The following is a 23246-nucleotide window of genomic DNA, read 5'->3' on the forward strand; positions in this document are numbered from 1 at the left end:
GCGCGATGGCGGCGTAACGTAGCGTCGCGTCATGTCATGAACAATCGGCGACGCTACAACGGTTCCACATTAATGGGCCGGGGTTGGGCGAACAAGTGGCCATCGGTAGCGTCGTCCCATACCTTGGTCCATATCGCAATGGCTCAATTTATCTGGCTTAACGAACCGCGGCGGTGTTGGCATAGGTGCGTGCAGTCAGCGAATGGACGCCGCGCAGGTTATTTCGCCGGTGCCATTGCAAACGATCGGGTTCGACGATTTGCAGATCGGGGAAATAGCGGAACAACGTCTTCAACGCGACCTCGATTTCCAGCAACGCGACGCGTGCGCCAAGGCAGTAGTGAATGCCCGCCCCAAACGACAGAAACCGGGTATTTCCGGCGCGCTCGAAGTCGATCTGATCGGGCTGCGCATATAAGTCGGGATCGCGATTGGCCGCGCCGATCAGCATGAAAACGATCGTTCCCGGCGCCAGCGTCACCTCATCGACCACCACTTCTTCCAGCGCGGTACGCACCACCATGTGCACCGAACTGTCGTAACGCATGCATTCCAGTACCGCCTTCGGCATGAGCGCCGGCTCTCGCTTCAGCTCCGCGAGTTTTTCCGGCTGACGATGCAGCGAGATCAGCGCATTGCCGATCATGTTGGAGGTGGTCTCGTGCCCGGCGATGAACAGCAGAATCACGTTGGAGATGACTTCGTCGTCGGTCAGCGGCACGCCACCTTCCGCGACGCTCAGCAGCGACGACACAATGTCGTCTCCCGGCGTGGCCCGCCGTTGCGCAACGACAATCCGGAAGTACGCCTCCAGCGACAACGCTGCCTGGTTCGCTTCCGCGAGCGCGGCGTCGTTCAGCGGCGCCAGGTCGAAGGCCGCGACCAGCCGGCTGGCATCGGCCCCGAGGTTCTCACCGTGCTCGCGCGGAATATCGAGCAGGCGGCAAATGATTTCCACCGGCAGCGGCAGCGCGTAGTCGCGCATCACATCGAACTCCTGCTGTGCGGCCAGACGTTCAGCGAGCCGGCTCGCCGTCGACTCGACGATGTCCCGCAACTTGTCCACCTGACGGGCGTTGAAAGCCTGCATCAGATTGGCGCGCAACGAGGTATGCACAGGCGGGTTCAGCAACAGGAACGTGCGGCTCAACGCCTTGAACACGGGCTGCGACGGCGCGCTTTCGCCGTATCGCGCGATCACGCTCTGCAGGTAGGTCTTGCCCATGGCCCGGTGACGCAGCAGCGCTTCGATCACGGAGGCCCGGCCCGTGACGACCGCATTTGGACCGACGGGCACGATCGCGCCGGCGCGTCGTATCTTTTCGTAGAACGGATAGGGATTTTCGAAAAATTCTGGCGAGGCAAAATCGTGGAAGTTCATCTTTCAATCCGGTCGTGGAGATGAGTTGTCGTCGGGCATGCATGCCGTTGATTCAACCTCAGCTTAGACGGACCGTTAAGCCGCGCGAAGACTCGAACGACTCAAAAACCTGCTCATTCGTCTCAAACGATCGGCGCGGCGCGCGCCCCGGCGTCAAGGCAACCCTAACGCACGCGTGAGGCAATCGGCCATCGCTGCGGCATCGATCGGTTTTTCCAGAATGGCCACCACGCCCGGCTCCTGAAGCTTGGCGTTGAGCGCCGGCGTGGAGAACGCCGTGATGAAAATGGTGGTCAGCGAGTAGCCGGCCTGCACAAGCCGGTTGTGCATTTCGATGCCGGACATGTTCGGCATCCGCACGTCCGAAATCAGACAGTCCGTTTCCGCGATGCCGGACGACTGCAGAAATGCACTGGCCGAATCGAACAGGCGCACGCTCCATCCGAGCGAGCGGACGAGGCCGGCCGTGGCGTTCCTGATGGCCTCGTCATCTTCCACGACGGCGACAATCTTGATGGGTTCGGTGCGCAATCAGTGCTCGATAGAGAATGCCTGTCGAGGCCGGGACGGCACTGGACGTGGGCACAACCTGAGCCTATCCATTGCGTTGCCTGAGGAAAAGCATACTAAAGTATGGGACGCCGACCGCTTTTTTCCGCCAGCATCGCGCAATGCCGGTCGATACCGGGACGGCGCGTCGCACACCCCTACACCAACGGATAGTGGCATGCGCTGTTTGCCCGGCCGCCACGCCGACTCACAGGTTCATGCCGCTTACGTTCCGAAAGCATGGCACGACGCTGGCGCGGCACGGTCAAGCTGGCCTAAAATGGCCCAGCGCGGCGTATAGCCCCTCGATTCAGTCCGCTGCTAGCCGTGAGAATCGGCTGATTCCGTCAAGCCTAATAACAATCAACCAGGCGCGCGCCGACTGCCGGTCCGGTCAAGCAAGCCCGTGCGTTGCACCGAAGGACGAAGGAGCACTCCAGATGATTCCCCAGCGACATCCCGCCGCGAACAAATCCAACCCAACTATGGAGACATCGATCGTCTATGTCGTCGACGACGACGAATCCGTGCGGCGGGCGTTGGTCGGCCTGCTGCGCTCAGTGGGACTGTCGGTCGAGACGTTCGCGTCGTCGCAAGAATTTCTCGATTATTCGAAACAGAACATGCCGAGTTGCCTGATTCTCGACGTCCGCTTACGCGGCGAGAACGGACTGCAGTTTCAGGACGCGATGGCGAGCCGCAATCTGCGCATGCCGGTCATCTTCCTGACCGGTTACGGCGACATTGCCATGACAGTCAAAGCCATGAAAGCCGGCGCGCAGGATTTCCTCGCGAAGCCGTTTCGTGATCAGGACATGCTCGACGCCGTGTCGAACGCGCTGGAGAAAGACCGCGAAAGAATGGTGGCCGAGCACGCCGTGCTGTCGTTACGCGCGTCTTACGATTCGCTCACGCCTCGCGAACGCGAAGTGGTGAGTTTCGTACTTGCCGGCCTGCTCAATAAACAGATCGCTTCGGAAATGAGTGTCAGCGAAGTCACGGTGAAGATGCACCGCGGACAGGCCATGCGGAAGATGGCGGCGCGCTCGGTGGCCGATCTGGTTCGCAAGGTGCAGACGTTAGGTGTCGAACCAGGCGTCAAAAGCGAAGCGCTGCCCCGTAGTCAGGCTTGATTCGGGCCGCGCTGTCCGCTACGGGCGCTGGAACCGCCTGAGACCGAGCCGCCGCGTGCGAGCGGCGAAGAACGACAAGAACGACAACATCGCCGATGGAGCGCGCCGCGCTCCATCGCTTGCATCTACCGCCTACCGAGACATTCAACCGCCTTTCGAATAGGTGAAGCCCCTGCTTTGGAGGTCGACCATAAACGACACCACGCTCGGTACCAGCACGACATCGGGAATCAGATTGTTCGTTAGATCAGCGGCAATCCTGTCGGCCGATGCGGCAGGCCGCCCCGCCGAACTCTGAAGCGCACGCGAGATGGCGTGAATGGAATCGTGACAGGCGATAAAGACCGCCCCACGGCGTTGCAGCGAAATCACGTTGTTATTCGACGGCCCATAAAACCCGGCCACGTCTTCCACGCTGTCCGATCGCGAAGCCCCTGCTTTTTCGACGATCAGCGTGTTCGCCGTGAACTTCGGCCCCGCGAGCGCGGCGAGGTTGTACGTGTCCCACATCGGTTGCGCGAACAGCGCCAGATGCGCAAGACCGTGAGTCGCGGAAACCGCCAGAAAATCCGCGTTGCCGTTGGCAAAGACCTGGCCGTTCATCGCCTCGCGCATCAGCCCGGGCCATGGCCCCGCGAGATCGGTGTTTTCCCAGACCTGGCGGGCTTTGGGCCGATACTGCAACACCTGCTCGGCGGCGTCGAAATCCCAATACTGGCGATCCGTCAGCATGAACGGCACCGATTCGAAATTACGACGACGCGGCGCTGCGGCGAGGCGCTTGCCGAGTTGCGCGAGCGTCGTCGCACCGTTGAGATCCGACAGCATCCCGATGTCATGCGCTTCGTTGGCTTCCGCCCGCCGTTGCGGCAGAAAGGCAGTGACGGAGAGCGCGGCGAAACCCATTGTTCGAAGAACGTCCCGGCGTTTTGAACCTTGCAAAGTAGTCGACATGTCAAACCTCATTAATGGTATTTGTGTGTCTGTCAGACGGTGGTTATAAGGCGGCGCGGTGCGCACGCCAGATAACCAGCCCGGTTCAATACGCGCTGCTCGACTTGCGCACGAGTTCAGCAACGCCGGCCTTCATGGCAGCGATAGTCTTGGCGTCGTGAATGCCGTAGCGCTCCGCGATCCGGTCGAAGTTGGTATAGCTCACCCACGTTCTGCCACGCTCGTCTTCCCACACCGCGACACGCAACGGCAACTCGCTGGCGATACCCGGTTGCGCCTGCATCAACCGGGTGCCGGCTGCCGGATTGCCGAACACGATTACTTCGGTCGGGCGCATGGTGAGTCCCGCCTGCTGCGCGTTCATCTGATGATCGAAGTGCGCGAAGATCTGGCCATTCGCCGCTTTGATGTTCTTTTCGAGGCGTGCCACGGTTTCCTTCACGCCGAATACGCTTTCATACGTGGACGTTTGCGCGGGATCGTTACCCGAGCCCAGACGCGCGTCATAGGCCGAGGCGATGCGTCGCGCGAGATCCGTCAGATCGACGCCCTCCGTATTCGCCAGCAACGTCACGCACACCAGCTCGTCGGGATCGGTGAAGCGGCTCAGGTAAGCGCTATAGCCCGGCGCATTGCCCTTGATATCCATGAAGCCCTTATGCCTGGTGAACTGCCAGCCGGCCATGGCCGGGACCACCGTGCCATTGTCGAGCCGGGTCGGTTTGTAGATGAGGTCACGGTGGGCCGCCTCCTTGATGACCTCGTTGCCGGCCAGGCCAATGTCCCAGGTACTGACATCCTCCGCCGAGGCCCACAGCGAACCGAATGCAAACGAACTCGACGACGTCGCGGGCGGCGCGTCGGTCAGCTTGCCGTCGACCAGCCGGTAGCCGGCGGCCGGCTCGACGGGATTGATATAGTGACCGTCGGTGGTGAACATGTGGTGGCGCATTCCGGTCTTCTCGACCGGATCGATAGCGGCATGCGCGGGAAAGTCTTCGATGAACATGGTGTGCGTCAAATTCAACGGCTTGATCTGACCGTTCCAGATGAAGTCGTGATAGCTCATGCCGCTAGTCGCCTCGATTGCCATGCCCAGCAGCAGAAAATTCGTCGCGCTTTGCGCCACGGCGGTCCCTGGCTTGAACGTCAGCTTGTCGTCTTTCACCAGATCGAGAAGCTGTTGCGGCTGATATTCGCGGGTCGCGTCATAAGCCGGCGCTTGTCGATAGTCGGCGAGACCCGTGGCGTGTTGTAGCAATTGCATCACCGTGAGCTTCGACCACGCAGACGGCAGGCCCTTGACATAGTTCGAGATCGGCGCGTGGAGATCCATCTTCCCGGCTTCGACCAGTTGCATCACCGCGGCTGCCGTATAGCCCTGTGTGATCGGTCCGATATTCCAGAGTGTTCCTTGAGACGCCAGCAGTTTCTTCGTGGTGTCGCTTTCACCGTAGCCTGCGACGCGGGGAATATAAGGTGCCTCGACGATAGCCATGGTCATGCCGGAAATGTGCTTTTCCTGCATGAAATCGGCAATCATCGTGTCGATGCTTTGTCCGTAATATTCCAGACGGGCGTCGCCTCGTGCCGCGTAGATTGAGGGCGATGCGAACGACAATGCCATGCCGAGGGACACAACCGCGGCGGCCAGGCTGATGCTGGATGTCTTCATTTGATCTGCTCCGCAAATAGAACGTTTTTATTCGGGGGGATGCGCTTTTCAGGCGTTGTCGCCGATGCGCGGCGTCCCAACCGGAAGCCGGGTTCATCTGTACCCGGATGTGAGTAGCGTAGATTTGGCGGAGGCTGACGACCATCGTACCTTCGGCATCCGGAAGGTAGTCTTACCAGTACTCAAGGTATCCGTTGGTATTGGATACGGTGGTTTTTCAATTCGCGCGCGGCGGTTGATTGGGGGCTACCGCCAACGCGCTTTTTCAATCGCTTGCCTTAAAGGCAGGATTGTCCGCGATGATTTTTAGTAGAAAGTCCATGACCGCCCGCACCTGGGGCAATCGGCGCAGATCTCGATGCACGGCCATCCAGATATCTCGTGCAAATCGTTCGCCGTCGTAGGCGACTCGCCGCAGAGTCGGGTCCCTCTCTGCCAGGAAGCACGGTAGGCCCGCCACGCCGACGCCGGCTCGAGCCGCTGCGACATGACCCGTGATGTCGCCGATTTCGCAGGCAATCGGTCGCCCTGCTGCCACGTTCATCAACCAGGTCAGCTGGGGAATATCCACGACTCCGGCATCGTAAGAAATGAACTCCCAGGCAGCCGGATCGTGCAGATGCGGATAGTCCTTGCTGGCGTAAAGATCGAACGACATGCGCCCAAGCTTTCGTACCACCGTGGTCGCTTCCGTTGGCCGAACCAGCCTGAGGGCGATGTCCGCTTCGCGTCGGCTCAAAGAGACTTGCCGGGGTTCGCCCGACAGAGACAGCTGCACACCGGGATTGGCAATCCGGAAGTCCGCCAGATGCTTCACCAGATAACTCGCCACCAGCACAGGCGGCGCGCTAAGTGAGACCTTGTGCCTCGGCGGGGAAAGGCTGACATCCAGGAATCGTTCGATCGAATAGGCATGGTCTTCCATGCCCTGCGCGAGTTCGAACACCCGCTGGCCGGCATGAGTGAGCTTGCACGATCGGGGGAGACGCTCGACCAGACGGGTCTTCATCTCGTCCTCCAATGCGCTCAGGCGTCGGCTCACCGTCGCGTGATCGACCTTCAGGCTGCGTGCGGCCCCCGAAAACGTGCCGATGCGGGCGAGCGCGAGGAAATGACGCATGTTTTCCCAATCGAACATCGGTGCATTTTCTCAAGGATGGTGTGCAGTTATGGGGAATATTCGCACAAAGCCAATGCCCCTACCATGGGGACGACTTCAGCCGCCAAGGTCTGCGGCAAGGTCTATTCCCCGCCTGACCTGCCGATGGCGCTCCGCACAACATAGGTCTGTTACATGAGAACTTCCGAATCTCGCCGCATCTTGTCGGCCGTGCTTATCTCGCTCTGCTTCATGGGCGGGATCGCGGGAGCCGCCTCGGCGGCCGGTATCGCCTTGCTTCTTTTTCCCGAGTCAGCCGCACTGTCCTACGACGTGTTCGTGCGGCCGCGCGGCACCTGGGCCCGGGCGCCCTGGATGCTCGCGCTCTCTCCAGCCGTCACCGCCGTGCTGGGTGTGCTCGTCACGCGTTATCTGCCGTACTCCGCCATCTCCATGGCGATCTGCATCGTGGGGGCGATAGTGATGCTCAAGTTAATGCGCTCGCCCATTGCGCCCGCCATCTCGGCCTGCGTTCTAGCGCTCTCGCTCGGCGAGAAAAGCTGGCTGTATCCGCTGGCGATTCTGCTTGGCACGGGTACGCTTGCCGTCCTGTCCTCGGCATACCGGCGGTTCGTCGACACAGAAGCCGCGCACGCTGCACCGAGCACGGCCGATCGGGTCAATGACGAAATCGAATCGCTGCCCCGGCAGTTCCGGTGGGCGCCTTTCTACGTAGTGTTTCTGGGTGCCGCGTACCTGCTTTCGATAGCGACCGGAATGAGAATGGTATTTTTCCCGCCGCTCGTCGTACTTGCCTTCGAAATGTTTGCGCATGCTGACGTATGTCCCTGGGCCCAGCGGCCTGTGTTGTTGCCGGCGCTATGCACGCTCGCGGCGGCAGTCGGCGTCGCTGCGCTGGCGACGTTTGGTCCAGGCGTGACCTCAACCGTTCTGGCCATGCTGTTCGGCATCGTCATGCTGCGCGCGACTCGCGTGCATGCGATCCCCGCACTTGCCATAGGGCTCCTTCCGCAAATCATGCCTCGTGCCGACTGGCATTTCCCGCTCGCGGTCGGCATGGGCAGCACGCTCCTGACCGTGAGTTTCCTGCTCTTCCAGAAAACCTCGGGAGCCCGGCGTCAGGTCGCGGCGGTAGGCACGCCCACGTAGACATTCTTTAAATTTCCTCTCGACGACTGACGCCTGTCCTCTTCGACGGGACAGGGCCGCCTGAACGAAAGTATGGGGTTGCGGCCACGCACGACCGGCATTGCATGCCTCGTCATGCTGGCCAGCAAGGGTCTACCTCCACGTAGGTATGGGTGACCCCGCCGAAGGATCGTGCAGCGCTACACGTTCGCAGAATGGCCCGGACAGGCGGCCTCTTCTACGCTTCTTACAGCACGGTCGAACACGAACGCGAACAACCCGAATCGCGGAAGCGATGGTCATGCGCTTCGTTCGTATCCGACCGGCTCGACGTTCGTGCATCGCTTGGCCGACAACCCACCAGGGCGGCAAGCGTCGATCTCGTCGGTCTTGCCTACATTCATTCGCCACCAGGCGTTCAAAGGAGTTGCCATGAAATCCTTCGCTTCCCTCGTCGTTGCAACGAGCTTTCTCGTCCTCCCGTTGTGCGGATTCGCCCAGCAAACCAGCGCTCCGCTCACTCGCGCCGAAGTTCGCGCCGATCTGGTTCAGATAGAAAAGGCTGGCTATTCGCCGGCAACCGGTGAAGACCAGGCGTATCCCAAAGACATCCAGGCGGCCGAAGCTAAATTGAGCGCCGCGGGAGCAACGGTCGCGACAAGCAGCGTAGGCGGTTCGACGAATCGCACCGAATCCGGGCGGCGTCCAAGCCATGCGATGAACAACCCGTGCGTGGGTCCGAACAGCTACTGCATGCCTTATTTCGGAAGCTGAGAAACGACAGCAACCAGACCGGTTCGCCTGCACCGCCCGACGTCCGGCCAGTCCATGGCGAGCCGCCCCGCCCCTGCAACCAGAGCGCATCGGCGAAATTGTCGAAACGAATGGCTAACATATTGAAAATCAATTAAATAAACGCCGCGAACTGTCGATAACAAGTTCAGCCGCTTCCTTCGCAGCGGTTGGACTTAACATGCAGAGCTCATACAATTTTTGGCTGGTTGGCATTTCGTTCGTCGTTGCGACATTGGCGGCGTACACGGCGCTCGATCTGACCGGCCGCATTTTCCTGCTGGCGTCAGCGCGCCTGCGGCACACGTGGCGCCTGGGCGGCGCGGCGGCGCTAGGCGTCGGCATCTGGTCGATGCACTTCGTCGCCATGCTCGCGTTTTCGCTGCCGATTCCGCTCGGTTACGATCTGGCCACCACCGCGTGCTCGCTCGGGCTCGCGATCGGCGCGTCGTATCTGGCGCTCTATGTGACAACCCTCGAACGACTCACCGCGGGCCGCCTGCTGGCCGGTGGCGTGCTGATGGGCTGCGGCATCGCGGGCATGCATTACACCGGCATGGCCGCCATGCAGATGTCGCCGGGCATCGACTACCAGCCGGCCTGGTTCGCGGGCTCGCTCGCGATCGCGGTCGGCGCCGCGACCGCCGCGCTGTGGATGGCGCGCGCGCTCAGCAACGAGAACGCCGGCCACGTGGTGCTCAAGCGGCTGGGCGCGGCGCTCGTGATGGGCGTCGCGATCAGCGGCATGCACTACGCCGGCATGGCCGCCGCCGAGATTCCGCTGGGCGCGGTGTGCGGCGCGGCCAACGGCCTGAACGCGCCGTGGCTCACCAGTTCGGTGATTCTGCTCACCTTCGCGATTCTGATCGTCACGCTGATCCTGTCGCGCTTCGATGCGCGCACCACTTTCCTGGTCGGCGCGGTGTCGAACCTGAACGGCCAGATCGTGCGGCTCGCCACCATCGACACGCTGACCGGCCTACCGAACCGCAGCACGCTGACCGACCGCATCGAGCGCGCGATTCTGAATTCGCGCCGGCAGCGTACGGTGTTCGCGATCCTGTTCATGGATCTCGACGGCTTCAAGACGATCAACGATTCGCTCGGCCACTCGGCCGGCGACCAGGTACTGACCGCCTTCGCGCAGCGCCTCCTGCAGTGTGTCCGTTCGACCGATACCGTGGCCCGGCTGGGCGGCGACGAATTCGTGGTGTTGTCCGAGAACCTGAACTCTCGCGAAGACGCCGGCACGCTGGCCGAAGGCGTGCTCGAACGGATGCGCCACGGCGATTGGGCCGACTCGCAGCGTCTGCAGGTCATGCCGAGCATCGGCATCGCGCTTTATCCGTACGACGGCGACACGGTCGACGAACTGCTCAAACACGCCGACGCGGCGATGTACGAAGCCAAGCGCGCGGGCCGCAGCACCTACCGCTTCTTCGAGCAGAGCATGAACGAAGCCGTCACGCGCACGCTGCAAATCCAGAATGCGTTGCACGACGCGCTCGCCGCCGGCCATTTCTCGCTGCACTTCCAGCCGAAGTTCGACGGCGGCAGCGACGCGCTGGTCGGTGCCGAAGCGCTGATCCGCCTGCACGATCCGCAACTCGGCGCGCTGGCGCCGCTCGAATTCATTCCGATCGCCGAGCGCTCGGGCCAGATCGTGCAGATCGGCTACTGGGTGGTGCGCGAGGCTTGCCGGCAGATTCGCCTGTGGGTCGCGCAAGGCCTGCCGTCGATGAAAGTGGCGATCAACCTGTCGCCGCGCCAGTTGATGCAACCGAATCTGGTGGCCAGCATGCTCGAGATCGTCGAGGCCGAAGGCGTGGCCTGCGATCAGATCATGTTCGAGATCACCGAAACGGTGGCCATGCAGGACGCGCCCAAAACGATCGAAATGATCCGTGAATTCCAGGCGAGCGGCTTCGAGATCGCGATCGACGATTTCGGCACCGGCTATTCGAGCCTCGCCTATCTGCAGCGCTTTCGCGTCAAGCAGTTGAAGATCGACCGCTTCTTCACCAACGGGCTCGACGAACACGGCCCGGAAGGCAGTGCGATCGTATCGGCGATCATCGCGCTCGCCCACTCGCTGGAAATGGACGTGGTGGCCGAAGGCGTCGAAACCGAATCGCAACTGGACATGCTCAAGGCGATGATGTGCGACGAGATGCAAGGCTTCCTGCTCGGCAAACCGCTCACCGCCGACGACTTCGGCGATCTGCTCAAGAACCGGATGGTGACGGCATGAGCCTGTCACTCTTCTGAAATACGTTGCGTTGCGGCCAGTCACAAACCATCGTTCGACGAATGAAGAACAACAAGCAACTCAGGTGCTGGAGATTTCATGAAATTCGATGTAGCGACGTTCACCTCGCTGTGGTTGATCACGTTCCTGTGCTGCGCGCTCATCACGACCGCCCTGTCACGCATGTTCACGCGGGTCGGCGCATTCCGCTTCTGGGCCATCGGTTTCTATCTGCTCGCCGCGTCGTCGGCGTGCTTCGCGTTGCATCTCACGTGGCGTAGCGATCTGCTGCTGGTCGCCACCGCGACGCTCGCGCTGCAAAGCCGCCTGCTGATCTGGGCCGGTACGCGCGACCTGTTCGGCAGCGCCGCGTTCTGGCGCACCGGGCTCGCCATCTCGGCCGTGTTCTGCGTGCTGTACGGCAGCGCGTTGACGTTCAAGGCGCCCATGGTGCTGCGCGCCTTGCTGCTCACGCTGTTTTTCCTGCCCTGCCGCGCCGCGACGCTGTATGAAGTGTGCCGCCGGCAACGCCCGGAACTCGGGCCGGCACGCCTGATCGTGGTGATCGGCAGCGTGATCGCGATGCTCAACGCGATCGTGCCGCTCACGCTCGTGCTGCTCGATCGCGCCAACCTGTCGCTGCTGCTCGGCAATCCGCAAACCACCTCGGCGCTGTACGCGGTGGTGTTCGCCGGTGACCTGCTGCTGGCGGCTGGCCTGATCGTGCTGGCGTTCAAACTGCTGGTGGTCGAACGGGACATGCTCGCCACACTCGACCGCGGCGCTATCGACCGCCTCGCGCACGGCCGGTTGTTGCGCGCCGAACGTGAATCGCTCGGCGCCCGCAGCGAGGCGCTGGGTCATGACGGGTCGACGCAACGGCAGTCGCTGCCGGGAACGATTTAAACTGCCAGCTCCGCATCCAGCGCCCTGAGCCGCTCGGCGAGCGCTGCGCCGGCGCGTGTCATCGGCATGCGCAGTTCGTCGCGGATTAATCCCTGCGCGGCCAGCAGCGCCTTCACCGGTGCGGGATTCGGTTCGACGAACAGCGCCTGGATCAGCGGCGCGAGTGCGTGAAACATCCGCCGGCCTTCCGCGAGTCGGCCCGCCGCCAAGGCGTCGTACAACGCGACGAAGCGCTCCGGCCGCACATGTGCCGACGCCGCGATCGCCCCGCTGCCTCCCAGACACAAGGTGTTGAAGATCTGCATGTCTTCGCCGGTGAGCACCTGCAGGCGGCCGTCGCGAATCAGCGCGAGCGTGGTGGCGAGCGAACCCGCGCAATCCTTCACCGCCTGGATTTGCGGATGCGCGGCGAGCGTCAGCAAGGTGTCCAGTTCGAGCCGCACGCCGGTGCGATACGGAATGTCATATAGCACGACCGGCTTTTCGCTCGCATCGGCCAAGGCGGTGAAATGCCCGACGATGCCCGCCTGCGACGGCCGGATGTAATACGGCGCGGCCATCAACACACCGGCGATAGGCAGCGGATTCAATTGCTCGATGCGTTCGAGCATGCTGGCGGTGTGGTTGCCCGACACGCCGACCAGCACAGGAAGCGGTTGCGGCTGCGCGGCGGCCTGAACGCGCGCGGCAGCGTACGCCCGCGTCTCGTCGAGAATCGTCGCCAGTACGGCGTCCTGTTCCGCGGCGCCAAGCGTGGCCGGTTCGCCGGTCGTGCCGAGCGCGCACAACCCGGCAACTCCGGCATCGGCATAACGACGCACCAGCGCGCGCAACGCGACGTGATCGACCGCGCCCTCGGCAAACGGTGTGATCAGCGGAACCCAGATACCCGAAAAAATAGACATGTCTTTACCTCGATGACGACCGTATCGATTCCGTACAGCGGTGCGAAGGAGGAAAAACAGGGAGGGGCCGAGGTGGCTTGATCGCTGTTCCGTCGCACATCTGACGGAACAGCGTGCTCCGGTCAGATGAGCGGCTGTTTTTTGGCTTTGGCGCTAACGGTCGGAATACGACCCGACGCGCGGCCCGAAAGGCAATCCGCCTGACGGCCCAAACGACGCGCACGTGCACCGGCGACGTTCGCGAAAGCGAAACGGGCGACGGTCGACGAACCGGGTCGGAGCGTTAGGGCGGCAGGCATGAAGCGCAGTGTAACCGCGTACGGCGCGGCTTGGCAAAACCCATCGCAAAATTGCTTGACTTCTGCAGCAGGGAAACTAATATACGCAACGCGTACACCCACCCCATCCTCTCTTCCCCCGACAGGTGCCCTCATGAGCGTCCCGCAGCAAGCCTTCCTCCGCGATGCGATGCGTCGTCTGAACATGACCCGCGATACCTTCGCCAGCCGTATCGGCGTGTCGAAACGGGCGTTGGACACGTGGCTGCTGCCGGACGACTCGCAGGAATCGCGCGCCATGCCGGAGATCGTCGAGCGTTTCGTGTCGGAAATCGTCGTGCACGGCGAGCCCGGCGACAAATATACGCAAAGCGTAGATTCGCAGTCGCTCGCCAGCCAGATGCTGTTCGAGGGCAAGGCGCAGTTGCTGTCGGTGGATCAGTTCTCGCGCGACTCGGTGGAAGCGCTGTTTCGGGTGGCCGACATCATGCAGCCTATCGCGCGGCGCCGCAAAATCTCACGCGTGCTGGAAGGCGCGGTGCTTGGCAATCTGTTCTTCGAGGCCAGCACGCGGACCCGCGTGAGCTTTGGCGCGGCCTTCTGCCGGCTGGGCGGCTCGGTGTGCGATACCACGGGTTTCACGTTTTCGTCGATGGCCAAGGGCGAGTCGATCTACGACACCAGCCGCGTGATGAGCGGCTACGTGGACGCGCTGGTGATCCGTCACCCGGAACAAGGCTCGGTGGCCGAATTCGCGCGCGCCACCAACGTGCCGGTCATCAACGGCGGCGACGGTCCCGGCGAACACCCTAGCCAGGCGCTGCTCGATCTCTACACGATCCAGCGCGAGTTTTCGCGGCTGGGCAAGATCGTCGACGGCGCGCATATCGCGCTGGTCGGCGACCTGAAATACGGGCGGACGGTGCACTCGCTGGTCAAGCTGCTGGCGCTGTACAGCGGTATCAAGTTCACGCTGATCTCGCCGCCCATGCTGGAAATGCCGAGCTACATCATCGAGCAGATTTCGCGCAACGGCCACGTGATCGAACAAACCAGCGACCTGCGCACCGGGTTGCGCGGCGCCGACGTGGTGTACGCCACACGGATTCAGAAAGAGCGCTTCACCGACGAATCGTTCGAAGGCTACACGCCCGACTTCCAGATCAATCAGGCGCTGATGGACAGCGTGTGTGGCCCGGACACGCTAATCATGCATCCGCTGCCACGCGACAGCCGGCCGGGTGCGAACGATCTGAGCGTGGATTTGAATCACGATTCGCGGCTGGCGATTTTCCGCCAGACCGACAACGGCATTCCGGTGCGGATGGCGATTTTCGCGGTGCTGCTGGGCGTCGAAAAACTGGTCCAGCATTCCATGCGCGACGCCGCGTGGCGCCCGCCGGTTTATCTCGGTCCGGACGATGCGGTGTTTCACGGTATCGATTGAGATGCCTGCGCGGCGCCTGCGCGATGCCGGCGCCGCAACCGTTCGACATCAGGCCGCGGTGCTGCCCGCGGCGCTTCCGTTCCGTTTGAACGTCCCGGCGAAGAACAGCACCTGATATTGCACCGCGTTGGCCCAATACGTCCACGTATGACCACCGGGCCGCTCGGCGTAATCGTGCGGCACGCCGAGTTCGACGAGCCGCGCGTGCAACATCCGATTCGATTGCACGAGCGAGTCGTTCACGCCGCAATCGATCGTCAGCGCGATATGCGCGTTGCCGAACGTCCGCGCATTCGCGACGATCGCCTCGTTGTTCCAGAAGTCCGCGTGCCGGGCGGGATCGCCGAACACATCGTCGATACCGGGCTCGTCCTCGCAGCCGCGCGGATCCACCGCGCCGCTGATACTGCCCGCCGCGCCGAATTCGTCCGGCCGGTCGAGCGCGATATGCAGGGCACCGAACCCGCCCATGCTCAACCCGGTAATCGCCCGCGCCTGGCGTGTCGCGATGGTGCGGAAATGGGCGTCGATATAGCCGACCACTTCGGTGCCCACATAGGTTTCGTAACGGCTGCGCGGATCGACCGGGCTGTCGATGTACCAGCTCTCGTGACCGCCGTCGGGCATCACGAGAATCACGTGGTAGCGGTCGGCGAGTTTGCCGATGTGGGAATTGCTGGTCCAGTCCGTGTAGTCGCCGCCCGAGCCGTGCAGCAGATAAACGACGGGGAAACGGTCGGCCGCTTTACCGCGCCGGTATTGGTCGGGCAGCACGACCGTCGCTTCGAGCGACTTGTGCATCGCGGCACTCGGAATGGTCACGACCCTCGACTGGAACGCCCATGCCGGGGTCGTGACGAGCAGCATCAGAATGAGCCAGAACGCACGCGCTTGAATCATGGTTTGTCGCTCTCGTGTCGACCGGCGCAAGCGCTTTTTAGCGCTGACTCCGGTCCCATGCAAGGAAGTTGCCCGAGGTGTTCGAGGAACACCGTCTGTCTGGCATCCGGCGGCAATATTCTGTCGCCGACTCTAGCAAGGAGGACTTACAACCATATTTCAGCCAACCCTACGGCCCGTCAGCCTGGGTTCCGGCAGCAACCTATTCCACATGCGCCGCGAATCCAACCCGATCCGGCGCAATGTCCGCCCGCAAGGTGAGATCCGGAATCGTATAAGCGCCGTCGTTCTGCGGCCGGAACGGAATCGGTGCGGTCGTCCACAGCGCGTCCAGACGTTGCCCGAGCGCGTCGCTCACCTCGGCGTATTTCGCCGCGTCGATCCGGCTCGTGCGATGAATCACGAACGGCGGCAGCACGTCGAAACCGGGGTAATACAGAATGCCGTGCTGAATCGGAAACAACACGTCGTTCATCGGACCGTTGATACCGCGCGCACTGTAGTGCGATTCCCAGCCGCCGGTGCTGACGACCAGCATCGCGCGTTTGCCGGCGAACATGCCCTCGCCATAGCGTTCACCCCAGCGCGCGTCGGAATGCTCGCCGACGCCATACGCGAAACCGTACGCATAGACGCGCTCCACCCAGCCTTTGAGAATCGCCGGCATCGAGAACCACCAGAGCGGAAACTGCAGGATGACGGCATCGGCCCACTTCAGCTTCTCCTGCTCGCGTTCGATATCCTTGCTCTGCAATCCATTGGCATACGCATGCTTCGACTCGCGCGACGCATCGAAACGTTCGCCCACTTGTCGTTCGAGACTGTCGTGCGCGTCGAGCGGCGCTTTCCAGTTCATCGCATAGAGATCGGAGACCTGGACGGTGTGCCCCGCCGCTTCGAGACGTTTGACGGAAAAATCCTTCAGCGACCCATTCAACGATTGGGGTTCCGGGTGAGCGTAGACAATTAGAACGTTCATGATCGTGCCTTCGTGACTAAAGGAGACCACGATAGATTCCACTACGGTATATTGGAAATGAATTCCCAATATATTAGGTATAGTCTTGGTTAATTTAAGAAGGCTGGATCTGAACCTGCTGGTCACGCTCGACGTGCTGCTGTCCGAGCACAACGTGACGCGCGCGGCCGAACGCCTGAACTTCTCGCAGCCGTCGGTCAGCGTGCATCTCGCGAAACTGCGCGATCTGTTCGGCGACCCGCTGTTGCTGCCGGGACCGCGCGGCATGCGTCCCACCGCCCGGGCCGAAGCATTGCGCGAACCATTGCGCGAGGCGCTAGAAGCACTCGAACGCGCGGTCGCGCCGGCGAGCCCGTTCGATCCGGCCGAAGCGACGCACAGTTGGCGGATCGCCGCCACCGACTACGCCGAATCGACCATCATCCTCCCCACGCTGGCCACGTTGAGAGCAGCCGCGCCGGGCACGCGCCTGGCGATCGTCGAAGCCGTGCCGCCGCGACTGATGCGCCAGGCGGAACAGGGAGAAATCGATCTGGGCTTCCATACCAGCGAAGGCGCGCCGGACGGTTTGCGCCGTCGCGTGCTGTTCGCCGAGCGTTACGTGCTAGTGGGCCGCGCCGGCCACCCGCGTCTGAAGCGCCGACCGACGCTCGCGCAATTCTGCAAACTCGAACAGGTGATCGTGTCGCCGGACGGCGGCGGATTCTTCGGCGTCACCGATGAATCGCTCGCGAGGATCGGCCTCACGCGCCGCGTGGTGCTGTCCGTGCCGCATTTTCTGTTCATGGTGTCGGCGCTCGCGAGCACCGATCTGGTCGGCATGGTGCCGGCACGGCTGGTGCGCGAAAACAGCGCGCTGCGCATGGTAGAGCCGCCCGTCGAGGTGCCGGGCTACGAGATGGCAATGCTGTGGCACGAGCGCGTGCATCGCGACCCCGCGCATCGGTGGTTACGGGACACGATCGCGGCGTCGGTGTGAGGCGCCCGTTTTCGCAGGCGCCTCGCGCGGTCACACAGCACCGTCATGCAACGCGCCGTCCTTCGATCGGATAGCCGGGGTCCGTATAACCCGGCGTCGACGCATGGCCGGGCGGAACGAGGCTATTCACGAGCGCTTCGTCGTCGGGGCCGAGTTGCAGTTTCAGGGCGTCCATGTAGCCGTCCCAGTGCGCTTCGGTACGCGGACCGGCGATCGTGCTGCTGACCATCTGGTTCTTTAGCACCCAGGCAAGCGCGAATGCGATCGACGTCGTCCCGCGTTGCTTCGCGTGGTCGGCGATAGTCCGCGCAATGTGCAGCGATTCGGCACGCCACTCGGTCTGCTGAATCCGCTTGTCGCCACGGCCCGCGCGCGAGTCGGCCGGCGGCGGCGCGTCTACCGTGTATTTGCCGCTGAGCACGCCGCGCGCGAGCGGGCTGTACGGCACCACGCCCAAACCGTAGTGATGCGCGGCGGGCAGTTGCTCGACTTCCGCGGTACGGTCCACGAGGTTGTACAACGGCTCGCTCGCGACCGGCCGGTCAATGCCGAGTTGATCGGCAAGTCGAACGATTTCGGCAATACGCCAGCCACGAAAATTCGACACGCCGAAGTAGCGGATCTTGCCCTGGCGGATCAGATCGCCGATCGCGCGCACCGCCTCTTCTAGCGGCGCATCGGTCAGCGCGCGATGAAAGTACAGAATATCGATGTAGTCGGTGCCGAGCCGTTTCAGGCTCGCGTCGACCGACTGCATGATCCACTTGCGCGACTGCCCCTGTTCGTTCGGACCTTGCGCGGTCGGATAGCCGAACTTGGTGGCCACCACCCAGTTATCGCGGCGCGGCGCGATCGCCCGTCCGACGATTTCCTCCGAACGACCCGCGTGATACACATCGGCGGTGTCGATGAAGTTGACGCCCTGATCGAACGCCTTGTCGATGATGCGCGCCGACGTCGCTTCGTCGGTCTCGCCGCCGAACATCATCGCGCCGAGACATAACGGCGAAACCTTGAGGGCACTACGGCCCAGATACCGGTAATCCATTCCTTGTTCTCCTGTCACGCCGTGCCTTGCACGGGCACGGCTCGATACGCTGTGAAGTACTCCGCCCGATCGGCGACCCGGCGCTCAGGCGTCGCGACCCGCAAAAACCTGTCGCGCGATGCCGAGCGCCGTGCTGGCGGTCGGCCAACCCGAATAGAACGCGAGGTGCGTGATCAACTCGATCAGCTCGTCACGCGACACGCCGTTGTCGAGCGCCTTGCCGAGATGAAACGGCAATTCGTTGCCGCGGTACATCGCCACGAGGCTGGCGACCGTGACGAGACTGCGATCACGGGGCGACAGACCCGGCCGTTGCCAGACCTCGCCGAACAGCACGTTGTCCGTATAGTCCGCCAGCGCGGGAGCGATATCGCCGAACGCGTTGCGCGCGGTGTGGGGTTCGTTCGCCATGCAAGATTCTCCAGTTCGGTTCGAAAGCGGCGTCGGCATCGAGGCGTGGGGCGAGCAGCGCCTCACGTCGGTCCGATTGCATCAGGCCTTCAATTTAAGCGCTGCGGCGCCCCGCGACTAGACGGTAGAATCGGCAAACACCCATGAGTGAGATTCATGAATGGCACGCGACAATCTGAACGACCTGCTGGCTTTTATCGCGGTCGCCCGCGAACGCAGCTTCACCAAAGCGGCGGCGAAGCTGGGCGTATCGCAATCGGCGTTGAGCCACACGATTCGCGGTCTCGAAACGCGGCTCGGCCTGCGTCTGCTCACTCGCACGACCCGCAGCGTGTCGCCCACGCCGGCTGGTGAGCGACTGCTGACCACGGTAGGCCCGCGCTTCGACGAAATCGACGAGGAACTCGCGGCGCTAGGCGAATTGCGCGACAAACCGGCCGGCACGATCCGCATCACGACCGACGAGCACGCGGCGACCACGATTCTGCAACCGAAGCTCGCCCTGCTGCTGCCCGACTATCCGGACCTCAAGATCGAACTGGTGGTGGATTTCGGGCTGACCGACATCGTCGCGCAACGTTACGACGTGGGCATCCGTCTCGGCGACCAGGTGGCGAAAGACATGATCGCGGTCCGCATTGCACCGGACATGCGCATGGCGGTAGTCGCCGCGCCCACCTACTTTGCGAAGCGCGCGCGGCCGAAGACACCGCAGGATCTGACCGAACACAACTGCATCAACCTGCGGCTGCCGACCTACGGCGGTTTGTATGCGTGGGAATTCGAAAAGGCCGGGCACGAACTGAAGGTGCGCGTCGAGGGCCAACTGACTTGCAACGGCACGCAGCAGATGCTCGACGCGGCGTTGATGGGTTGCGGTCTGGCGTACGTGCCCGAGGCGTTGACGCGTCCGCACGTCGCCGAGGGGCGGCTGAAAGCGGTGCTGAAGGACTGGTGCCCGACGTTCCCCGGCTATCACCTGTACTACCCAAGCCGCCGACAATCGTCACGCGCGCTCGCGGTGTTGATCGACGCGTTGCGTTACCGGTCTTGAGCCGTTTCACGTGAGGCGTGGCGTGGCCACACTGACCACCCCGCGCTTAAACCGCGGTCTGCCCCGGCTCCGCCGCGGGCAATCGCGCGATCTTCTGACTGGCGAAGCGTGCCTTGATCTTCCGACGCATTGGCTCCTCATAAAACCGGAAGCACAGCAGACTAAGCAGCACGCTCACGGGAATCATGATCCAGCCGTTCGACGGTCCGAAACCCAGCATCACCGACCAGAGCGCAAGCGGCAAATGCGTGAGATACAGCGAATAACTCGCCTCCCCCAATCGCACTAGCGGCCGCCAGCTCAACAAGCCCAACACGGGACGTTCCAGCAACGCGAGGCCCAGGATCAACGCGGCGTAAAACGGCGACTCCAGATAATAGGCCGGCCAGATCGGCCGCCACACGCTGAGTATGAAAATCGCGGTCACCGCCACGCCGATCAGCACGATGCCTTTGACCTGCTGCGAACTTCCGCTCGCTCTGAGACGCAGGTAGTAGATCGCTACCGCGATACCCATCATGAACTCGGCAAGCCGCGTTACCGGCATCGAGTAAATCATCGCGGCGCTGCGCGACAACGGTACGAAGCTTTGCAGCAACGCTATCCCTACGCCGGTCGCGAGCCACGCCGCGACGGCGATCAATGCGATCCGCGCGACGCTCATCGTCGTCATACGGCGCAATAGAAACGGAAACAGAAGATAGAAAAACGCCTCGCAGGAAACGCTATCCGAGGGTCCGTTCCATGGCTGATTGATGGCCGAAAACGGCAACCAGCCGTTGAGCAACAGCAACTGGGCGATCAGGCTGACGAACAGCGCCGGATAGATCGCGCCTTTCAGCGCAAACCACTCCAGCATTCGTTGCGGGTTGTCATTAAGCACGAGGTACATCACGACCGGCACGCACATCAGCAGGCCGAGCAGGATCATCGGATAGATGCGCGCAACACGTGCCTCGTAAAACGAGCGCACGCCGCCATGGGCCAGTTTGTCGCGATACGTGAAGGTCAGAATGAAACCGGACAGCACGAAGAACAGCGACACGGCCGAGCGGCCGCCGTCGATGAAATTGAACAACGCAGCCGGCAATGACAGCAGGTTGCGTTCCGAGAAATGGGAGATGACGACCGCGAAAGCGGCAATGAACCGGATACTGGTCAACGCGGGAAACCCACCGCCCGACTGGTTTGAGCCCACCGCCATAGAGTTTGCCCCCGATTAAGCGCGGACCAATCTACCATTCCAGAATCGCAGGAATGCGCATGGGGCCGGGTCGATCTGCCGCAATGGCGGGTGTGAGCGGGCGATTGGCGCGATGCGGCTAGCAGGCGTGGCGCCCGAGCCAGAAGCTCGATGCGATTTGAAGTGTGTGCGGGTGCGGTAAGGACCGCGTGAGGCGCAGCGGAGGCCTATCTCCGCCGCGCCTCTATGACTACGCTTACGCTGCGCCGTTAGCGCGGCCGATCGCGTCGAGCTCGGCGCGAACCTCGTCGCTCAGCGTCAAATGCGCGGCCTGCAGGTTCTCGCGCAAATGCTGAAGCCCCGACGTACCCGGAATCAGCAGAATGTTGGGCGAACGCTGCAGCAGCCAGGCCAGCGCGACCTGCATCGGCGTCGCGCCCAACCCGCTCGCGAGATCCGACAGCGCCGACGACTGAATCGGCGTGAAACCGCCCAGCGGGAAAAACGGCACATACGCGATGCCCTGCGCCGCCAACTCGTCGATCAAGGCGTCGTCTTCGCGATGCACCAGGTTGTAGTGGTTCTGCACGCACACCACCTCCGTAATGCGCTGCGCCTCGGCAATCTGCGCCGACGTCACGTTGCTCAAGCCGATATGGCGAACCAGTCCGCGCTGCTTCAGTTCGGCCAGCGCCGTGACCTCTTTCTCGATCGAGCCTTCGGAGGGCGCGTGGATGCTACCCATGATGCGCAGGTTGACCACTTCCATCGCGTCGAGCCCGAGATTGCGCAGGTTGTCGTGCAGACCGCGTTCGATCGCTTGCGGCTCCATTGCCGGCAGCCAGCCGCCCTTATCGTCGCGCACCGCGCCGAGCTTGGTGACGATCAGCAGATCGTCCGGATAAGGATGCAGCGCTTCGCGAATAATCTGATTGGTGACGTGCGGCCCATAAAAGTCGCTCGTATCGATGTGATTGACGCCTGCCGCCAGCGCCTCGCGCAACACCGCGACAGCCGCCTCGCGATCCTTCGGCGGTCCGAATACGCCGGGGCCGGCCAGTTGCATCGCGCCGTAGCCCATGCGCCGCACGGAGTGTCCGGCGAGTGGGAAAGTGTCGGTGGTCTTGAGATCGGACATGGTGCGCTCCTTGAATGGGTGAGGTTGAGTCGAAGTATCACCGCGTTGCGTTGTCGAATAAATAGGCATAACGTGCACGGGTTGTTCAAAAATGTGCACATTGACCATGGAATTAAACGATCTTTCCGCCTTCGTTTCCGTCGCGCGAGCCGGCGGCTTTCGCGACGCGGCGCGCATCGGCGGGGTGTCCGCGTCGAGCCTCAGCATGGCCGTGCGCCGTCTCGAAGCGAAACTCGGCTTGCGCCTGCTCAACCGCACCACGCGCAGCGTGGCGCCGACCGAAGCCGGTTTGCGTCTGATCGAAAAGCTGACACCGCTATTCACCGAAATGGAAGCCGCGCTCGACGTGCTGAACGGCTTTCGCGACAAGCCGACCGGCACGCTCAAGCTGAACGTGCCGTCCAGCGCCGCACGCATCACGCTGCCCACGGTCATCGTGCCCTTCCTCAAGGCGTACCCCGACATTCGCGTCGAGGTCGTGGTGGAAGACGGTTTCGTCGACCTGCTGTCGATTGGTTGCGACGCGGGCATTCGCTACGACGAGCGACTCGAACAGGACATGATTGCCGTGCCGATCGGGCCGCGCGTGCAGCGCTTCGCGACCGCCGCCGCGCCCGCCTATCTCGACGAACACGGCCGCCCCGAGCACCCGCGCGAGTTGCTCGCGCATGCGTGCCTGCGCGGCCAGTTTGCCGGCGGCGCGATTCCGTTGTGGCATTTCGAGCGCGACGGTGAAGCGTTGCAGTTGAATCCGACCGGGCCGCTGCTCGTGCGTCCCGGGGCTGCGCTCGATCTGGCGATCAGCGCAGCGGTCGCCGGCGTGGGCGTGATCCATCTATTCGAAGACTGGCTGCGGCCGCAGCTTGACAGCGGGGCGTTGGAGCCGATCCTGGAGTCGTGGTGGCCGAGCTTTTCGGGGCCGTTTCTCTACTATCCGGGGCACCGGCATGTCCCCGCGCCGCTACGCGTGTTCGTCGATTTTGTGAAGGCGGGTCATGGGGAGTGAACGGACTTGAACGACGCGGCAAACGGCAAGGC

General features: G+C 62.6%; 21 protein-coding genes. 9 read left to right on the forward strand and 12 right to left on the reverse strand.

Going from position 1 to position 23246, the window contains the following annotated elements; all coding sequences use genetic code 11:
* Window positions 1-157 precede the first annotated feature (157 nt).
* Window positions 158-1381: a cytochrome P450 gene (locus tag B0G83_RS17445; protein ID WP_105508632.1), complete on the reverse strand. Its 1224-nt coding sequence runs from the start codon at window positions 1379-1381 to the stop codon at window positions 158-160.
* Between the two features lie 153 nt (window positions 1382-1534).
* Window positions 1535-1912: a response regulator gene (locus B0G83_RS17450; RefSeq protein WP_105508633.1), complete on the reverse strand. Its 378-nt coding sequence runs from the start codon at window positions 1910-1912 to the stop codon at window positions 1535-1537.
* A 458-nt stretch (window positions 1913-2370) separates the two neighbouring features.
* On the opposite strand from B0G83_RS17450, the gene B0G83_RS17455 reads away from it, so the two are divergent.
* Entirely contained in the window at window positions 2371-3063 is a 693-nt protein-coding gene (locus B0G83_RS17455; protein ID WP_105508634.1) for a response regulator transcription factor, read from the forward strand.
* 144 nt (window positions 3064-3207) lie between these two features.
* Here the strand turns inward: B0G83_RS17455 and B0G83_RS17460 are convergent, their stop codons facing one another.
* From B0G83_RS17460 to B0G83_RS17470, 3 genes are all read right to left on the reverse strand, one after another.
* Entirely contained in the window at window positions 3208-4017 is an 810-nt protein-coding gene (locus B0G83_RS17460) for a transcriptional initiation protein Tat (RefSeq protein ID WP_146120253.1), read from the reverse strand.
* Window positions 4018-4102: 85 nt separating this feature from the next.
* Complete coding sequence (locus tag B0G83_RS17465) at window positions 4103-5692, reverse strand: serine hydrolase (RefSeq protein WP_219849028.1); 1590 nt, start codon at window positions 5690-5692, stop codon at window positions 4103-4105.
* Between the two features lie 265 nt (window positions 5693-5957).
* Window positions 5958-6830: a LysR family transcriptional regulator gene (locus B0G83_RS17470; RefSeq protein ID WP_105508636.1), complete on the reverse strand. Its 873-nt coding sequence runs from the start codon at window positions 6828-6830 to the stop codon at window positions 5958-5960.
* Between the two features lie 156 nt (window positions 6831-6986).
* Between B0G83_RS17470 and B0G83_RS17475 the strand changes: the two genes are divergently transcribed.
* The 4 genes from B0G83_RS17475 (at window position 6987) to B0G83_RS17490 (ending at window position 11886) form a co-directional block, all read left to right on the forward strand.
* Complete coding sequence (locus B0G83_RS17475; RefSeq protein WP_146120254.1) at window positions 6987-7961, forward strand: HPP family protein; 975 nt, start codon at window positions 6987-6989, stop codon at window positions 7959-7961.
* Window positions 7962-8372: 411 nt separating this feature from the next.
* Entirely contained in the window at window positions 8373-8714 is a 342-nt protein-coding gene (locus tag B0G83_RS17480) for a DUF4148 domain-containing protein (RefSeq protein WP_105508638.1), read from the forward strand.
* 199 nt (window positions 8715-8913) lie between these two features.
* Window positions 8914-10983 (forward strand): bifunctional diguanylate cyclase/phosphodiesterase, encoded by a 2070-nt coding sequence (locus tag B0G83_RS17485; RefSeq protein ID WP_105508639.1) that lies wholly within the window; start codon window positions 8914-8916, stop codon window positions 10981-10983.
* A gap of 96 nt (window positions 10984-11079) precedes the next feature.
* Window positions 11080-11886, forward strand: coding sequence for a hypothetical protein (locus B0G83_RS17490; protein WP_105508640.1), 807 nt, complete (start codon window positions 11080-11082; stop codon window positions 11884-11886).
* On the opposite strand, the gene dapA is transcribed toward B0G83_RS17490, so the two are convergent.
* Complete coding sequence (gene dapA / locus B0G83_RS17495) at window positions 11883-12791, reverse strand: 4-hydroxy-tetrahydrodipicolinate synthase (RefSeq protein ID WP_105508641.1); 909 nt, start codon at window positions 12789-12791, stop codon at window positions 11883-11885. The genes B0G83_RS17490 and dapA overlap by 4 nt on opposite strands.
* A gap of 432 nt (window positions 12792-13223) precedes the next feature.
* Here dapA and B0G83_RS17500 point away from each other — a divergent pair, with 432 nt between their 5' ends.
* Window positions 13224-14516, forward strand: a complete 1293-nt coding sequence (locus B0G83_RS17500; RefSeq protein ID WP_105508642.1) for an aspartate carbamoyltransferase — start codon at window positions 13224-13226, stop codon at window positions 14514-14516.
* Window positions 14517-14564: 48 nt separating this feature from the next.
* Here B0G83_RS17500 and B0G83_RS17505 read toward each other — a convergent pair whose 3' ends face one another.
* Both B0G83_RS17505 and B0G83_RS17510 read right to left on the reverse strand, forming a co-directional pair.
* Window positions 14565-15416 carry an alpha/beta hydrolase family protein gene (locus tag B0G83_RS17505; protein ID WP_105508643.1) on the reverse strand — a complete coding sequence of 284 codons (852 nt, stop codon included), beginning with the start codon at window positions 15414-15416 and terminating at the stop codon, window positions 14565-14567.
* Window positions 15417-15618: 202 nt separating this feature from the next.
* Complete coding sequence (locus tag B0G83_RS17510; protein WP_105508644.1) at window positions 15619-16395, reverse strand: NAD(P)H-dependent oxidoreductase; 777 nt, start codon at window positions 16393-16395, stop codon at window positions 15619-15621.
* 70 nt (window positions 16396-16465) lie between these two features.
* Between B0G83_RS17510 and B0G83_RS17515 the strand changes: the two genes are divergently transcribed.
* Window positions 16466-17374, forward strand: a complete 909-nt coding sequence (locus B0G83_RS17515; protein WP_105508645.1) for a LysR family transcriptional regulator — start codon at window positions 16466-16468, stop codon at window positions 17372-17374.
* 43 nt (window positions 17375-17417) lie between these two features.
* Here the strand turns inward: B0G83_RS17515 and B0G83_RS17520 are convergent, their stop codons facing one another.
* A complete protein-coding gene (locus tag B0G83_RS17520) occupies window positions 17418-18422 on the reverse strand; it encodes an aldo/keto reductase (protein ID WP_105508646.1) in 1005 nt (334 codons plus the stop codon).
* 84 nt (window positions 18423-18506) lie between these two features.
* Window positions 18507-18833 carry a carboxymuconolactone decarboxylase family protein gene (locus B0G83_RS17525; RefSeq protein ID WP_105508647.1) on the reverse strand — a complete coding sequence of 109 codons (327 nt, stop codon included), beginning with the start codon at window positions 18831-18833 and terminating at the stop codon, window positions 18507-18509.
* Window positions 18834-18993: 160 nt separating this feature from the next.
* Here B0G83_RS17525 and B0G83_RS17530 point away from each other — a divergent pair, with 160 nt between their 5' ends.
* Window positions 18994-19887: a LysR family transcriptional regulator gene (locus B0G83_RS17530; protein ID WP_105508648.1), complete on the forward strand. Its 894-nt coding sequence runs from the start codon at window positions 18994-18996 to the stop codon at window positions 19885-19887.
* A gap of 46 nt (window positions 19888-19933) precedes the next feature.
* Here the strand turns inward: B0G83_RS17530 and B0G83_RS17535 are convergent, their stop codons facing one another.
* Both B0G83_RS17535 and B0G83_RS17540 read right to left on the reverse strand, forming a co-directional pair.
* Window positions 19934-21091: an acyltransferase gene (locus B0G83_RS17535; RefSeq protein WP_105508649.1), complete on the reverse strand. Its 1158-nt coding sequence runs from the start codon at window positions 21089-21091 to the stop codon at window positions 19934-19936.
* Window positions 21092-21326: 235 nt separating this feature from the next.
* Window positions 21327-22208 (reverse strand): aldo/keto reductase family oxidoreductase, encoded by an 882-nt coding sequence (locus tag B0G83_RS17540; protein WP_105508650.1) that lies wholly within the window; start codon window positions 22206-22208, stop codon window positions 21327-21329.
* 106 nt (window positions 22209-22314) lie between these two features.
* Between B0G83_RS17540 and B0G83_RS17545 the strand changes: the two genes are divergently transcribed.
* Entirely contained in the window at window positions 22315-23214 is a 900-nt protein-coding gene (locus B0G83_RS17545; RefSeq protein WP_105508651.1) for a LysR family transcriptional regulator, read from the forward strand.
* Window positions 23215-23246: the final 32 nt, after the last annotated feature.

The organism is Paraburkholderia sp. BL21I4N1, assembly GCF_002973525.1.
GTDB lineage: Bacteria > Pseudomonadota > Gammaproteobacteria > Burkholderiales > Burkholderiaceae > Paraburkholderia.

Bases quoted from the DNA above. Each gene is read 5' to 3' on its own strand.
- B0G83_RS17445 (WP_105508632.1), bottom strand. From the start codon at position 1,381: ATGAACTTCCACGATTTTGCCTCGCCAGAATTTTTCGAAAATCCCTAT.
- B0G83_RS17455 (WP_105508634.1), top strand. From the start codon at position 2,371: ATGATTCCCCAGCGACATCCCGCCGCGAACAAATCCAACCCAACTATG.
- B0G83_RS17460 (WP_146120253.1), bottom strand. From the start codon at position 4,017: ATGTCGACTACTTTGCAAGGTTCAAAACGCCGGGACGTTCTTCGAACA.
- B0G83_RS17465 (WP_219849028.1), bottom strand. From the start codon at position 5,692: ATGAAGACATCCAGCATCAGCCTGGCCGCCGCGGTTGTGTCCCTCGGC.
- B0G83_RS17470 (WP_105508636.1), bottom strand. From the start codon at position 6,830: ATGTTCGATTGGGAAAACATGCGTCATTTCCTCGCGCTCGCCCGCATC.
- B0G83_RS17475 (WP_146120254.1), top strand. From the start codon at position 6,987: ATGAGAACTTCCGAATCTCGCCGCATCTTGTCGGCCGTGCTTATCTCG.
- B0G83_RS17480 (WP_105508638.1), top strand. From the start codon at position 8,373: ATGAAATCCTTCGCTTCCCTCGTCGTTGCAACGAGCTTTCTCGTCCTC.
- B0G83_RS17485 (WP_105508639.1), top strand. From the start codon at position 8,914: ATGCAGAGCTCATACAATTTTTGGCTGGTTGGCATTTCGTTCGTCGTT.
- B0G83_RS17490 (WP_105508640.1), top strand. From the start codon at position 11,080: ATGAAATTCGATGTAGCGACGTTCACCTCGCTGTGGTTGATCACGTTC.
- dapA (WP_105508641.1), bottom strand. From the start codon at position 12,791: ATGTCTATTTTTTCGGGTATCTGGGTTCCGCTGATCACACCGTTTGCC.
- B0G83_RS17500 (WP_105508642.1), top strand. From the start codon at position 13,224: ATGAGCGTCCCGCAGCAAGCCTTCCTCCGCGATGCGATGCGTCGTCTG.
- B0G83_RS17505 (WP_105508643.1), bottom strand. From the start codon at position 15,416: ATGATTCAAGCGCGTGCGTTCTGGCTCATTCTGATGCTGCTCGTCACG.
- B0G83_RS17510 (WP_105508644.1), bottom strand. From the start codon at position 16,395: ATGAACGTTCTAATTGTCTACGCTCACCCGGAACCCCAATCGTTGAAT.
- B0G83_RS17520 (WP_105508646.1), bottom strand. From the start codon at position 18,422: ATGGATTACCGGTATCTGGGCCGTAGTGCCCTCAAGGTTTCGCCGTTA.
- B0G83_RS17525 (WP_105508647.1), bottom strand. From the start codon at position 18,833: ATGGCGAACGAACCCCACACCGCGCGCAACGCGTTCGGCGATATCGCT.
- B0G83_RS17530 (WP_105508648.1), top strand. From the start codon at position 18,994: ATGGCACGCGACAATCTGAACGACCTGCTGGCTTTTATCGCGGTCGCC.
- B0G83_RS17535 (WP_105508649.1), bottom strand. From the start codon at position 21,091: ATGGCGGTGGGCTCAAACCAGTCGGGCGGTGGGTTTCCCGCGTTGACC.
- B0G83_RS17540 (WP_105508650.1), bottom strand. From the start codon at position 22,208: ATGTCCGATCTCAAGACCACCGACACTTTCCCACTCGCCGGACACTCC.
- B0G83_RS17545 (WP_105508651.1), top strand. From the start codon at position 22,315: ATGGAATTAAACGATCTTTCCGCCTTCGTTTCCGTCGCGCGAGCCGGC.